11 protein-coding genes are annotated in these 12,801 nt (G+C 71.7%); 5 read left to right on the top strand and 6 right to left on the bottom strand.

Annotation, left to right across the window (positions count from 1 at the left end; all coding sequences use genetic code 11):
* Window positions 1–29: 29 nt before the first annotated feature.
* The 3 genes from recF to dnaA all read right to left on the bottom strand — a co-directional run bounded on the left by recF (window position 30) and on the right by dnaA (window position 3,920).
* Window positions 30–1,145 (bottom strand): DNA replication/repair protein RecF, encoded by a 1,116-nt coding sequence (gene recF, locus N799_RS06670; RefSeq protein WP_036209739.1) that lies wholly within the window; start codon window positions 1,143–1,145, stop codon window positions 30–32.
* 94 nt (window positions 1,146–1,239) lie between these two features.
* Entirely contained in the window at window positions 1,240–2,340 is a 1,101-nt protein-coding gene (gene dnaN, locus N799_RS06665) for a DNA polymerase III subunit beta (RefSeq protein ID WP_036209737.1), read from the bottom strand.
* A gap of 242 nt (window positions 2,341–2,582) precedes the next feature.
* Entirely contained in the window at window positions 2,583–3,920 is a 1,338-nt protein-coding gene (gene dnaA, locus N799_RS06660) for a chromosomal replication initiator protein DnaA (protein WP_036209733.1), read from the bottom strand.
* A 199-nt stretch (window positions 3,921–4,119) separates the two neighbouring features.
* Between dnaA and rpmH the strand changes: the two genes are divergently transcribed.
* The 5 genes from rpmH (at window position 4,120) to N799_RS06635 (ending at window position 9,204) form a co-directional block, all read left to right on the top strand.
* The gene (gene rpmH / locus N799_RS06655) at window positions 4,120–4,260 is read left to right on the top strand and encodes a 50S ribosomal protein L34 (protein ID WP_031374044.1); all 141 of its coding nucleotides are present in this window, start codon (window positions 4,120–4,122) and stop codon (window positions 4,258–4,260) included.
* A 79-nt stretch (window positions 4,261–4,339) separates the two neighbouring features.
* Window positions 4,340–4,828, top strand: coding sequence for a ribonuclease P protein component (gene rnpA, locus N799_RS06650; protein WP_036209880.1), 489 nt, complete (start codon window positions 4,340–4,342; stop codon window positions 4,826–4,828).
* A 15-nt stretch (window positions 4,829–4,843) separates the two neighbouring features.
* Window positions 4,844–6,553, top strand: a complete 1,710-nt coding sequence (gene yidC / locus N799_RS06645; RefSeq protein WP_036209730.1) for a membrane protein insertase YidC — start codon at window positions 4,844–4,846, stop codon at window positions 6,551–6,553.
* Between the two features lie 73 nt (window positions 6,554–6,626).
* Window positions 6,627–8,012 (top strand): tRNA uridine-5-carboxymethylaminomethyl(34) synthesis GTPase MnmE, encoded by a 1,386-nt coding sequence (gene mnmE / locus N799_RS06640; RefSeq protein WP_036209728.1) that lies wholly within the window; start codon window positions 6,627–6,629, stop codon window positions 8,010–8,012.
* Between the two features lie 163 nt (window positions 8,013–8,175).
* A complete protein-coding gene (locus N799_RS06635) occupies window positions 8,176–9,204 on the top strand; it encodes an energy transducer TonB (RefSeq protein WP_036209725.1) in 1,029 nt (342 codons plus the stop codon).
* Window positions 9,205–9,278: 74 nt separating this feature from the next.
* Here N799_RS06635 and N799_RS06630 read toward each other — a convergent pair whose 3' ends face one another.
* The 3 genes from N799_RS06630 to N799_RS06620 are packed head-to-tail and all read right to left on the bottom strand — an operon-like array spanning window position 9,279 to window position 12,758.
* Entirely contained in the window at window positions 9,279–10,472 is a 1,194-nt protein-coding gene (locus tag N799_RS06630; RefSeq protein ID WP_036209722.1) for an ABC transporter permease, read from the bottom strand.
* Window positions 10,469–11,215, bottom strand: coding sequence for an ABC transporter ATP-binding protein (locus N799_RS06625; protein WP_036209719.1), 747 nt, complete (start codon window positions 11,213–11,215; stop codon window positions 10,469–10,471). The genes N799_RS06630 and N799_RS06625 overlap by 4 nt, the downstream gene beginning before the upstream one ends.
* A 22-nt stretch (window positions 11,216–11,237) precedes the next feature.
* Window positions 11,238–12,758, bottom strand: a complete 1,521-nt coding sequence (locus tag N799_RS06620) for an alpha/beta hydrolase (protein ID WP_036209716.1) — start codon at window positions 12,756–12,758, stop codon at window positions 11,238–11,240.
* Between the last annotated feature and the right edge of the window lie 43 nt (window positions 12,759–12,801).

Below are 12,801 nucleotides of genomic sequence, written 5' to 3'. Positions count from 1 at the left end.
GCAGCTGTCCGGACGGCGCTCGGCGAGGGTCAGCGGGGCTCGATCCGGCCGTGTTCCACGTGGAACAAGGAGAAGCCGCGGTCGCCGGCCGCCAGTGCCGGCGGCAGTTCGGTGCCGGTGACCCAGACCTGCGCACCGCTGGCCAGCAGGCGGTCGATCACGCGCTCCTGGTGGTCGCGATCCAGCTCCGAGGCGAGATCGTCGAGCGCCACCACCGGCCAGCAACCGCGGACCGCCGCCAGATGATCGGCCTGCGCGAGCAGGGCCGACAGTGCGACCAGCTTGGTCTGCCCCCGCGACAGGGCCTCACGGCCGGGCAGGGAGGCGAACCCGACCCGCCAGTCGGCGCGGTGCGGCCCGACCGAGGTGAATCCGGCCAGCCGGTCGCGGTCGCGGGCCAGCAGCAGGGCGTCGGCGAGCGGGAGTTCGTGTTTGCGCCAGCCGGGCGAGTACTCCAGCGCGGTGCCGCCGAGGGCGGGGGCCAGCTCGCCGGTCAAGGCGCGGAACCCCGGTTCCAGCCGGGCAAGGAACGTCTCGCGATAGCCCGACAGCAGTTCGCCGGCCTGCGCGAGCTCATGGTCCCAGGCATCCAGCTGCGCGTCACCGGCACGCGATTTCAGCAGGGCGTTCCGCTGCCTGAGCGCCCGCGCGTAACGCCGCCACACCGGGGTAAAGGCCTGTTCCACGTGGAACAGGCCCCAATCGAGGTAGCGTCGGCGGATATCGGCCGAGCCCGCGACCAGCGCGTGGCTGCCTGGTTCGAACGTCACAACCGCCAACGCCGACAGCAGGTCGCCGAGCTGGGCGATCGACTGGCCGTCGAGCCGGCCGTCCCAGTCCTGGCCCGAGTGCCGCAGCCCGGCACGGCGCGTCCGTTCCGTTCCACCGACCACCGATCCGTCCGAACCCGTCACCGGCTCGCGCCATTCGACGAATACCTCCAGCGCCGGCGCGCCGCTGCGGACCAGCCCGTCGCGCACCCGCCCGCGGAAGCTTCGCCCGTACGCCATCAGGTGCAGCGCTTCGAGCACACTGCTCTTGCCGGCGCCGTTGCCACCGGTCAGCACGTTCAGGCCGGACGCGGGGCGGATCGACACCTCGTCGAACCGGCGGACGTTGCGCAGGTCGAGCCGGGTCACCCGCACGGGGGATGCTCCGGGGAGGGATCAGCAGGCCAGACGGCAACACGCCCGGACAAGCCGGGCGCGTTACGTACATCAACCGGTTCCACGTGGAACATCACAAGCGCAGCGGCATCACGACGTGGCGGCAACGGTCGTTGGACGCCTCGCGCACCAGGGCGGAGGAGTTGGCGTCGCGCAGGGCCAGGGTCACCTGCTCGTCCTTCAGCGCGGTCAACGCGTCCAGCAGGTAGTTGACGTTGAAACCCACCGCCAGGTCGTCGACCCGGGTCTCGGCCTCGACCTCCTCCTGCGCCTCCTCCTGCTCGGGGTTGTGCGCGCTGATCTTCAGCTGCCCCGGCGAGACCTCGATGCGGACGCCGCGGTACTTCTCGTTGGACAGGATCGCGGCGCGCTGCAGCGAGGCCCGCAGCACCTCGCGGTCGATCTTCACTTCCTTGTCGGCGCCGATCGGGATCACCGCCTCGTAGTCGGGGAAGCGGCCGTCGATCAGCTTGCTGGTGAAGGTGACGTCGTCGCGCTTGACCCGGATGTGGCCGCGACCCATCTCCAGCTCAAGCTCGCGGTCGCCGCCCTCGAGCAGGCGCTGCAGTTCGGTCACGCCCTTGCGCGGCACGATGATCTGGCGCTTGGTCTGGGCGCTGCCTTCGTACTCGGCCTCGCACAGGGCCAGCCGATGGCCGTCGGTGGCGACGCAGCGCAGGCTGTCCTCGCGCAGGTCGAACAGCAGGCCGTTGAGGTAGTAGCGCACGTCCTGCTGGGCCATCGCGAACGCGGTGCGTTCGATCAGCTCCTTCAGGGTCGCCTCGGCCACGCGCACGCGCTCGGTCGCCTCGACCTCGTCGATCGACGGGAAGTCGTTCGCCGGCAGGCTGGCCAGGGTGAAGCGCGAGCGGCCGGCCTGCACCGTCACCTTGTCGGCGCTCTGGCTGATCGACACCCGGCTGCCGTCGGGCAGGGCACGGACGATGTCGAACAGCTTGCGCGCCGGGATCGTGGTCTCGCCGTCCTCGGCGTCGTCGACCGCGATGCGCGAGACCATCTCGACCTCCAGGTCGGTGCCGGTCAGCGACAGCTCGCCGCCGTTGACCTGGACCAGCAGGTTGGCCAGCACGGGCAGGGTCTGCCGGCGTTCGACCACGTTGACGACCTGCGCCAACGGCTTGAGAAACACTTCGCGTTGCAGGCTGAAACGCATGCGGTCCTTCCCCTATGCCCAATACAAGAGAGTTGAATAAATCAAAAGCGTGGTAGTGGTGGAGCGCCCGAAAATCCGGGAAAAGCCATGCAAGCTGTTGAAAACACGGGTAATTCCGGCTTCGCCAACCGCGGTACAAACCGCCCCGGAATCCGGGTACAAGCTGTGGACAAGTTTTCCGCGGCGGCCGACCGGGCCAGTTGTCCACAACTTGCTCCCAGCCGCCCCACACCCTCCGTGGATCACTCGCTGAGCTTGCGGATCAGCTTGTCCCAGTCCTCGCGCATCTTGCCGTCGGTCTCCATCAGGCTGCGGATCTGGCGGCAGGCGTGCAGTACGGTGGTGTGGTCGCGGCCCGCGAACGCGTCGCCGATCTCCGGCAGGCTGTGCTCGGTCAGCTCCTTGGTCAGCGCCATCGCCATCTGGCGCGGACGGGCGAGCGAGCGGGTCCGCCGTTTCGACAACAAGTCCTTGATCTGCAACCCGTAGTAGTCTGCCACGGTCTTCTGGATGTTGGGGATCGAGATCGACTGCTGCTGCGAGCGCAGCAGGTCGCGCAGGGTCTCCTGGGCGAACTCGACGGTGATCGCGCGGCCGGTGAAATTGGCCCGCGCCGCCAGCGTGTTGAGCGCGCCCTCGAGGTCGCGCACGTTGGAGCGCATCTTCTTGGCCAGCAGGTAGGCGACCTCCTCGGGGATCGCCGCGCCGCGCTCGGCGGCCTTGGACAGCACGATCTGGGCGCGGGTCTCGAAGTCGGGCGGGTCGATCGCCACCGACAGGCCCCAGCCCAGCCGCGACTTCAGCCGCGGCTCCAGCCCCTCGACCTCGCGCGGGAAGCGGTCGCAGGTCAGGATGATCTGCTGCTTGCCGTCGATCAGCGCATTGAAGGTGTGGAAGAACTCCTCCTGGGTGCGGTCCTTGCCGGCGAAGAACTGGATGTCGTCGATCAGTAGCGCGTCGACCTGCTGGAACTGCTTCTTGAACGCGGCCATGCCGTTTGCCTTGTCCTGCAGCGCCTTCATCAGCGCGGCGAGGAACTGCTCCGAGCGCAGGTACAGCACCCGGATCGACGGGTCCGCGGCGCGCATCGCGTTGCCGGCGGCGAACATCAGGTGGGTCTTGCCCAGCCCGGTGCCGCCGTACAGCAGCAGCGGGTTGTGGGCGCGGTCGCCGGGCTTGAGCGCGGCCTGCCAGGCGGCGGCGCGGCCGAGCTGGTTGGACCGCCCCTCGACGAAGTTGTCGAAGGTGTAGTGGCTGTCGAGGTGGCCGTCGAACGGCTCGGCCGGGGCCGGCGCGGCCGTCCGGGCGGTGGGTGCGACGGCCGGCGCGGCGGCGGCCGGCACGCGCGGCAGCGAGCCGACCTCGAGGCTGACCGCGTCGTTGCCGGCGAAGTGGCCGAGCAGCTCGCGGATGCGGTCGAGGTAGCGCTCGCGCACGTGTTCCACCACGAACGCATTGGGCGCGTACAGCACGGTGGTATCGTCGCGGCGGCTGGCCTGCAGGGGTTTGAGCCAGGTGTGGACGTCTTCGGCCGGGAACTCGGCTTCGAGGCGTTCCAGGCAGCGGGGCCAGGCGTCCATAGGGATGTTGGTGATCGTGGTGCTTGCAGACATGGACGGACCCATCGCGCGGCCGCGGGGCCGCGGCGTCGGACCGGAAGGGGGCCGGCCAGACTAGCACCGGGGGGCGGCGTCGAACAGGGAAGGGCGCAGCCGGCTTGACCGCGCTTCGCGGCGGCCGCTAAAATTGCCGGTTCCGCATAACCCCAGAGCCGTTTCCATGGCCACCAAGCGCACCTACCAGCCCAGCAACCTCAAGCGCAAGCGCGACCACGGCTTCCGTGCCCGCATGGCGACCGCCGACGGCCGCAAGATCCTCGCGCGCCGCCGCGCCAAGGGCCGCAAGCGTCTCTGCGCCTGATCACCGCGCCGACGGCCCCGGGGTTCCCGGGCCGCGCGTAGTGATGCGACGGCCGCACATCGCCGCCGTCGACTCCCGGATGACCTCGACCCGCTTCCCGCGCACCGCGCGGGTTCGCGCGCGTTCCGACTTCGACCGCATCTTCAAGCACGGCCGGCGCGTGGCGCTGCCCGTGCTCGCGCTGCATTGGCTGCGGCCGGCGCCGGAAGGCGAAGCCGCCGACGCCGGTGGCACCGCTGCCAGCGGCGCCCGCCTCGGGCTCGCGGTCTCGCGCAAGGTCGACCGCCGCGCGGTTGGCCGCAACCGGATCAAGCGCGTCCTGCGCGACTGCTTCCGCCAGTATCGCGGCCAGGTGGCCGACGGCGACTACGTGGTGGTCGCGCGTCCCGCGGCGGCGCAATGCGACGGCCCGCAGCTGCGCGAGGCCTTCCTCAACCTGCTGCGTCGCGCCGGTGCACTGCCGGCCGCGTCGTTGCCGGCATCCGCGGCGGCCGTCACAATGCCGGCGCCGGCCGCGCCGGCCGCATCTTCCCCCCCATTTCCCGCGCCGCCGAACGGCGGCGGCTGAGCCTGCCGGTTGCCCATGAACCAGACCCGTGTATTCCTGATCTTCGCCTGGCTGATGGTCGCGACCCTGCTGTGGATGGCATGGGACAAGGAGCAGGCGACCCCGCCGGTCGTCGCGCCGGCCACCACGACCACTGCCACGCCGGCGGTGCCGGGCGACGGCAGCGTGCCGTCGATGGACGCCGCGCCGGTGGTGCCGGTGGCGGGACAGCCGGCCGACCCGGCCGCGCCCGGTTCCGCCGCGCCGGCCGAGACCGCGGTCACCGTGCGCACCGACGTGCTCGAGGTCGTGCTGGATGGCGGCGAGGTCCGCCAGGCCGACCTGCTCGCCTACCCGAGCACCGCCGACGAGGGCAGCGCGCCGGTGCGCCTGTTCGCGCAGGACGCGGCCAACTACTTCGTCGCCCAGAGCGGCTGGGTCAGCAACAGCGGTGCCGCGCCGACCCACCAGTCGGGTTTCGCGTTCGACCGCGCCGCCCTGCCGGCCGGCGCCGACCTCACCCTCGATGCCGGCGAGGAGCAGGTCGTGGTGCCGTTCACCTGGACCGGCGCCGACGGCGTCACCATCCGCCGCACCTACACCTTCAACCGCGGCGACTACGTCGTCCACGTGCGCGACGAGGTGGTCAACAACGGCGCCTCGCCGTGGCAGGGCTTCGTCTACCGCCAGCTGAGCCGGGTGCCGCGCGCGCTCAAGTCGTCCGGGCCGATGAGCGTCGAGCAGTACAGCTTCCAGGGCGCGGCGTGGTTCGGCGACGGCGAGTACGATCGCCGCGACTACGAGGACTTCGTCGACGACGGCCCGCTCAACCGCCAGGTCACCGGCGGCTGGATCGCGATGCTGCAGCACCACTTCTTCGGCGCGTGGATCCCGGAGGCCGGCGACACCAGCACGTTCTCGCTGGCGACGCCGAGCGGCACCGGCGGCACCCACTACCTGATCCGCGAGCTCGGCCCCGGCGTCAGCGTCGCCCCCGGCGCCAGCGCCGCGACCCAGGCGCGGCTGTGGGTCGGCCCCAAGCTGGTGGCCAACATCCAGTCGCAGCAGGTGCCGGGGCTGGAGCGCGCGATCGACTTCAGCCGCTTCAGCATCATGGCGACGCTGGCCGGCTGGCTGTTCTGGGTGCTGGCCAAGCTGCACGGCGTGTTCGGCAACTGGGGCTGGGCGATCGTCGGGCTGGTGGTGATCATCAAGCTGATCATGTTTCCGCTGTCGGCCGCGCAGTACAAGTCGATGGCGCGGCTGCGCAAGTTCCAGCCGCGCATGGCGCAGCTGAAGGAGCGCTACGGCGACGACCGCCAGAAGCTGCAGCAGGCGATGATGGAGCTGTACAAGAAGGAGAAGATCAACCCGGTCGGCGGCTGCCTGCCGCTGCTGGTGCAGATGCCGGTGTTCCTGGCGCTGTACTGGATGCTGGCCGAGTCGGTCGAGCTGCGCCACGCGCCGTGGATCCTGTGGATCGACGACCTGACCGCGCGCGATCCGTTCTTCGTGCTGCCGGTCATCAACATGGCGCTGATGTGGGCGACGCAGAAGCTCAACCCGATGACCGGCGTCGACCCGATGCAGGCGAAGATGATGCAGTTCATGCCGCTGGTGTTCGGCGTGATGTTCGCGTTCTTCCCGGCCGGCCTGGTGCTGTACTGGGTCACCAACGCCGGCCTCGGCCTGCTGCAGCAGTGGTGGATGATCCGCAAGTACAGCGAGGCGCCGGCCAAGGCCTGACGGCCGCGAAGCAAGGCGAAGGCCCGCCGACCGGCGGGCTTTTCGTTTGCGCCTGCGACACACTGGCGACGCCATGACCGACCGCGACACCATCGCCGCCATCGCGACCGCCGCCGGTGCCGGCGGCGTCGGCATCGTGCGGTTGTCCGGGCCGCGCGCGCGGGCGATCGGCGAAGCGGTGACGGCCCGTGCGCTGCGTCCGCGCCACGCCCACCACGCACGCTTCCTCGACGCCGCGGGCGAGGCGATCGACGACGGCATCGCGCTCTACTTCGCCGCGCCGGCCAGCTACACCGGCGAGGACGTGGTCGAACTGCAGGGCCACGGCGGCACCGCGGTGCTGCAGGTGCTGCTGGCGCGCTGCCGCGAACTCGGCGCGCGGCTGGCGCGGCCCGGCGAGTTCAGCGAGCGCGCATTCCTCGAGGGCCGGCTCGACCTCGCCCAGGCCGAGGCGGTCGCCGACCTGGTCGCCGCCGGCGATGCCCGTGCCGCCCGCGCCGCGCGACGGGCGCTGGACGGCGAGTTCTCGCAACGGGTGGAGGCGATCGCCGCCGAGCTGCTGGCGATCCGGGTCCATGTCGAAGCGGCGATCGACTTCGCCGACGAACCGCTCGACACCCTCGGCGGCGCCGCATTGCGCGCGCGGCTGGCGGCCACCGGCGACGCGCTCGATGCGTTGCTGGCCCGCGCCGAACACGGCCGCCGCCTGCGCGACGGCCTGCATGCGGTGATCGTCGGCCCGCCCAACGCCGGCAAGAGCTCGCTGCTCAACGCGCTGGCCGGCAGCGACCGCGCGATCGTCACCGACATCGCCGGCACCACCCGCGACCTGCTGCACGAAGTGGTGCGGATCGACGGCGTCGAGCTGTCGCTGGTCGACACCGCCGGCCTGCGCGATGGTGGCGACGCGATCGAGCGCGAGGGCATGCGCCGCGCCCACGCCGAACTCCAGCGCGCCGACCTGGCGATCATCGTGCTCGACGCGCGCGACCCGGCCGGCGGCCGCACCGCGGTGGCCGATGCGATCGCCGGCGTCCCGCAGCGCGTATGGGTCCACAACAAGGCCGACCTGCTGGCGGCGGGCGAACCCGCATCACCCGCCGGCAACGACGGCGCACCGGACGCGACCCCCGGCGCGAGCGACGAACCGCCACTGCGGCTGTCGGCCCTGAGCGGCGTCGGCCTTGACGCCCTGCATGCGCGCCTGAAGGCGCTCGCCGCCGGCGACGACATCGGCGAAGGCACCGGCGCGTTCACCGCCCGCAGCCGCCACGTCGACACCCTGCGGCAGGCGGCGGTGGAACTGGCCGCGGCCCGCGCCCAGCTGTCGCACGAATCGCTCGACCTGGCCGCCGAAGCGCTGCGTGCCGCCCACGACGCGCTCGGCGAGATCACCGGTCGGGTCCGCGCCGACGACCTGCTGGGCCACATCTTTTCGAGTTTCTGCGTCGGCAAATAGCCGGCCGCGGGCGCGATCGGCCGGCTGCGTGGAATCGTGACCGGCGTCATCTTTCGGCGCGGATGGCCGGCCGGTCACCCGGCCCCGCTTGACAAAGCGGGCGCGCTGTCGTGACCTTGTGCGCGTGCGCCCAAACGGCCGCACTTTAGGGGGAGTTCCATTCATGATCGTTACAGACATCGACCGGCCATCGGGCCGTCCTTTTGCCGTTGCAAAACTGTCGCTGGTGCTGGCCCTTGGCCTGGCCCTGGCGGGCTGTGGCAGCGAGGAGGCGCCGGGGGGCGCCGCACCGGCCGCCGCCGAACCCGCCGCCGCGGCCGACACCGCGCCGGCACCGACCGCCGAGACCGCGGTTTCCGACAAGGTCAACGCGCTGAGCATCGACGAACTGCGAGCCGCCGCGCGCACGGCCTACAGCGAGAACCGCCTGTACGCGCCGGCCGAGGACAACGCGGTCGAGTACTACCTCGCCCTGCGCGACAAGGCACCCGACGACGCCGGCGCCTCCAGCGCGCTGACCGACCTGCTGCCGATGACCGTCATCGCGACCGAGCAGAGCATCAACCGCGAGGACTTCGACGAGGCCCGCCGGCTGGCGGCGCTGGTCGAGAAGGCGCAACCGACGCATCCGGCGCTGGACCGCCTGAAGACCAACATCGAGTCGCGCCAGCAGGCCGCGGTGGCGCGTGCCGCCGCCGAGGCGACCAGCGCCGAGGAACAGGCGGCGCGGCAGGCCGAGATCGAGCGCCAGCGCGAAGCCGACCAGCAGCGCCAGCAGCAGGAAGCCGCGCGCGCACTGGCCCGCAAGGAGGCTGCCGACAAGGAGGCCGCCGAGGCCGCCGAAGCCGAGCGGCTCGCCGAGCAGCAGGCCGAGCAGCAGGCGGCCGAACGCCGTGCCGCCGCCGCGCGTGCCGCCGCCGCTGCCAAGCCGACCGCCGACGACCTGCGTCCGCTGTCGATGTCGGCGCCGGTGTTCCCGCGTGACGCGCTGCGTGCGCGCCAGTCGGGTGAGGTCGTGGTCGAGTACACCGTCGGCACCGACGGCTCGGTCACCTCCGCGCGCGTGGTGCGCTCGGAGCCGGCCCGGGTGTTCGACCGCGCGGCGCTCGACGCGGTGCAGAGCTGGCGCTTCCAGCCGATCTCCGCGCCGGTGACCACCCGCCGCGCGATCGGCTTCAACCCGGGCGGCTGACCCGCCCCGGCGGACAGCGCCGCAACGAAAAAGCCCGGCGCGCGCCGGGCTTTTTCATGGCCGCGACCGCCGGCTCAGCCGGAGATCGCGAGCTTCTCCTGGTGGTAGCGGCGCACCGCGGCGAACCACAGCAGCGCCGCCAGCCCGAACCCCGCCACCAGGTAGATCGTCCAGGTCTGCGGATCGACCGGCTCGGCCCGGATCACCTTCTGGATCATCTGGTTCTGGGCCAGGAACGGCACCGCGAACTGCCACGGCTCGTACTTCAGCGGGTTCACCGCCAGCAGCATGATCGGCAGCATCGGCAGCAGCATCAGCCAGGTCATGTGGCTCTGCGCCTCCTTCATGCTCTTGGACGCCGCCGACAGGTAGCTCAGCAGGGTGGTGCCGATGAACAGCATCGGCAGCAGGATCAGCAGCAGCTTGGCGATCGCGCTGAAGCGCACGTCGAGCATCTGCGCGGTGCCGCCGGCGAACTGCGCGCTGAGCTTGAACGCCAGCAGGGTCAGCAGCAGCGAGGCGATCCCGACCAGGCATGCGGCCACCATCTTGCCGCTGACGATCGCCCCGCGCGACGCCGGCGTCGCCAGCAGCGGCTCCAGCGACTGCCGCTCACGTTCGCCGGCGGTGGCGTCCATGATCAGGTAGGCGCCGCCGAGGAACGACATCAGGATCAGCAGGTACGGCAGCAGCATCGACAGCAGCACGCCGCGCTTGGCCTCCGGCGTGGCGAGGTCGCGGCTGCCCAGTGCGATCGGCTGGGTCACCGTGGCGTCGATGCCGCGGGCGTACAGCCGCAGCGCGCCGACCTGGCCGGCATAGGCCTGCAACGCCGCGCGCAGGCGCTTGACCGGGATCTCGGCGGTGCGCCGGGTGCTGTCGTGGATCACGTCGACCCGCGCCGGGCGGCCGGCACGCCAGTCCTCGCCGAACTGCGCGTCGATCGACAGTGCGACGTCGAAGGTCTGCTCGCGCACGGCGGCGTCGACGTCGGCCGGCAGCTCGTCCGCCGCCTCGATGCCGTGGCCGGCGAGGAAGGCGACCAGGTGCGGCGCGTGTTCGGCGCCGACCACCGGGATCTCCAGCGGCTCGTCGAGCTGGGTGCGGGCGCGGCTTTCGGCCATGGTGCCGAGGCCGAGCATGATCGCCGGGTACAGCAGCGGCCCCATCAGCAGGGTCAATGCGAGCGTGCGGCGGTCGCGGGCGAAGTCGCGCAGTTCCTTGACCGCGACCGCCCACAGCTGGGTGAAAGTGCTGGAAGCGCTCATGCGTGCAGGCCCTCGTCGCTGCCGATCGCCTTGACGAAGGCGTCCTCGAGATTGGGTTCACCGAAGCGCTCGCGCAGTTCGTCGGCGCTGCCGGCGGCGACCACCTGGCCCTTGGCGATGATGACGATGCGGTCACACAGCGCGGCCACCTCCTGCATGATGTGGCTGGAGAAGATCACGCAGCGGCCCTCGGCGCGCAGCTGGCGCAGGAACTCGCGCATCGCGCGGGTGGTCATCACGTCCAGGCCGTTGGTCGGCTCGTCGAGGATGACGTTGCGCGGGTCGTGCACCAGCGCGCGGGCGATCGCGGTCTTGGTCCGCTGGCCCTGGCTGAAGCCCTCGGTCTGGCGGTCGAGGATCGCGTCCATGTCCAGCGCCGTCGACAGTGCGGCGGTGCGCGCGGCGATGTCGGCCTTCGACATGCCATGCAGCTGGCCGAAGTAGGCGATGTTCTCGCGCGCGGTCAGGCGCTTGTAGACGCCGCGTGCGTCGGGCAGCACGCCGAGCGCGCGGCGCACCGCGGCCGGGTCGGCGGCCGCGTCGACGCCGTCGACCGCGACCGCGCCGCTGTCGGGCGTCATCAGCGTGTAGAGCATGCGCAGGGTGGTGGTCTTGCCGGCGCCGTTGGGGCCGAGCAGGCCGGTGATCTCGCCGTCGCGCGCCTCGAAGGTCACGCCGTCGACCGCCTTGACCGTGCCGGTCCTGGTCTTGAACGCCTTGTGCAGGTTGTCTGCGGAAATCATGCGGTGGGCTCCCCGGCCAGGTTCACGGCGACCAGCCGTTGAAGGTGACGAACGGCGGCACGTAGCTCAGCGTGTCCAGGCACGAGGCATCCAGCGCGGCCGCGTCGGCGCCCTCGATGAACTGCCCGACCAGCTTGGGTGCACAACCAATCCACGACACGTTGTGGCCCTGCCCGGCCAGCACCAGGTGCCGGCCGTTGGGCAGGTGCTCGACGACCTGTTCGCCGTAGCGCGGCGGGGTGACCGGGTCGAGTTCGCCCGACAGCAGCAGCACCGGCAGGTCGGAGGCGAACGGCGCGTGGAAGCCCTCCGGCGCGCTGCCGTGCGGCCAGCCGTCGCAGGCGGCGAACAGGCCCTCGGCGACCGCGTCGCCCATCAGGGTGTCATCGCCGCCGCTGCCCGGCTGCCAGCGACCGGCGTCCTCGGCGCAGATCACCGACCACTGCATGCCGCGGGTCATCTGGCCTTCCATCCGCAGGGTGTTCATTTCCACCAGCGACATCAGCGGCGCGTAGCGGCCCTGTGCCGCCTCGTCGATCACCAGCGGCAGCAGCGACGCGGTCTGCGGCGCGTACGAGAACATGAAGGCGAGCCCGCCGACGGCGTCGGCGGTGACGGTGCCATGCTCCAGCCGGCCGGTGCGCGGGTGGCGGTAGTCGACCTCGACCGGCGCCGCCTCCAGCCGTTCCATCACCGTGCGCAGGCGCTCGCGCATGTCGACCGGGTAGCGCCGGGCGCAGGCCGGCAGCTCGCGGCACTTGGCCGACTGCAGCGCCAGCGCGTCCTCCAGCGTCTGCGCGAACTCGCCGCCGACCACCAGGCTGTTGGGCGCGACCCCGTCGAGCACGATCGTGCGCACGCGGTCGGGGTGGGTGGCGGCGTACTGCTGGGCGACGCGGGTGCCGTAGGACACGCCGACCAGGTTGACCTGTTCGACCCCGAGCGCGGCGCGCACGGCCTCCAGGTCGCGCACCGCGTCGGTGGTGGTGTAGAAGCGCGGGTCGGCGTGGTCGGCGAGGCCGGCGGCGCACTCGCGCGCGAACGCGGCGATCCGGTCGGGCGACTCCAGCGCCGGCCCGAACGCCATCGGTTCACCGTTGGCGTCGACGCATTCCAGCGGGTTCGAGCCGCCGGTGCCGCGCTGGTCGACCAGGACGATGTCGCGCGTTTTGGCGACGTCGCCCAGCATCCGCTGTACCGCGGCGGCGTGTTCGGTCGCGGCCTGGCCGGGGCCGCCGGCGAGGAAGAACACCGGGTCGCCGGTGCCGACCGCGCTGCCCTTGTTGGCCGGCAGCCACGCGATGCGCAGGTCGATGCGGCGGCCGTCGGGCTGCGCCGGGTTCTCGGCGACCTCGAACGTGCCGCACTGGGCGGAGACCGGCTCGACGCCGGCGGCGCCCTGCAGCGAGCACGGCTCGAAGGCGATGTCGCCGAAACGCGCGCCGGCGGATGCGGGCGCGTCGCTCGCGGGGCCGCAGCCGGCCAGCGCAAGCGCGGCCGCCGCGGCCGCAAGCGCGGCGGGCAGGAAACGGGTGGTGTGCATGGATCCCCTCTGGTCCAAGGCCAATCGCCTCAGGATGACAGAC

Origin of the sequence: Lysobacter arseniciresistens ZS79 (assembly GCF_000768335.1) — a bacterium.
GTDB lineage: Bacteria > Pseudomonadota > Gammaproteobacteria > Xanthomonadales > Xanthomonadaceae > Novilysobacter > Novilysobacter arseniciresistens.
The sequence above is the reverse complement of the archived record's forward strand: the minus strand, read 5'-3'. Positions and strand labels throughout refer to the sequence as shown.

What these genes read in the sequence shown, in the direction of transcription:
- N799_RS06630 (WP_036209722.1), bottom strand. Translation starts at nt 10,472, where the DNA reads ATGAGCGCTTCCAGCACTTTCACCCAGCTGTGGGCGGTCGCGGTCAAG.
- N799_RS06625 (WP_036209719.1), bottom strand. Translation starts at nt 11,215, where the DNA reads ATGATTTCCGCAGACAACCTGCACAAGGCGTTCAAGACCAGGACCGGC.
- dnaN (WP_036209737.1), bottom strand. Translation starts at nt 2,340, where the DNA reads ATGCGTTTCAGCCTGCAACGCGAAGTGTTTCTCAAGCCGTTGGCGCAG.
- rpmH (WP_031374044.1), top strand. Translation starts at nt 4,120, where the DNA reads ATGGCCACCAAGCGCACCTACCAGCCCAGCAACCTCAAGCGCAAGCGC.
- dnaA (WP_036209733.1), bottom strand. Translation starts at nt 3,920, where the DNA reads ATGGACGCCTGGCCCCGCTGCCTGGAACGCCTCGAAGCCGAGTTCCCG.
- rnpA (WP_036209880.1), top strand. Translation starts at nt 4,340, where the DNA reads ATGACCTCGACCCGCTTCCCGCGCACCGCGCGGGTTCGCGCGCGTTCC.
- yidC (WP_036209730.1), top strand. Translation starts at nt 4,844, where the DNA reads ATGAACCAGACCCGTGTATTCCTGATCTTCGCCTGGCTGATGGTCGCG.
- N799_RS06620 (WP_036209716.1), bottom strand. Translation starts at nt 12,758, where the DNA reads ATGCACACCACCCGTTTCCTGCCCGCCGCGCTTGCGGCCGCGGCGGCC.
- N799_RS06635 (WP_036209725.1), top strand. Translation starts at nt 8,176, where the DNA reads ATGATCGTTACAGACATCGACCGGCCATCGGGCCGTCCTTTTGCCGTT.
- mnmE (WP_036209728.1), top strand. Translation starts at nt 6,627, where the DNA reads ATGACCGACCGCGACACCATCGCCGCCATCGCGACCGCCGCCGGTGCC.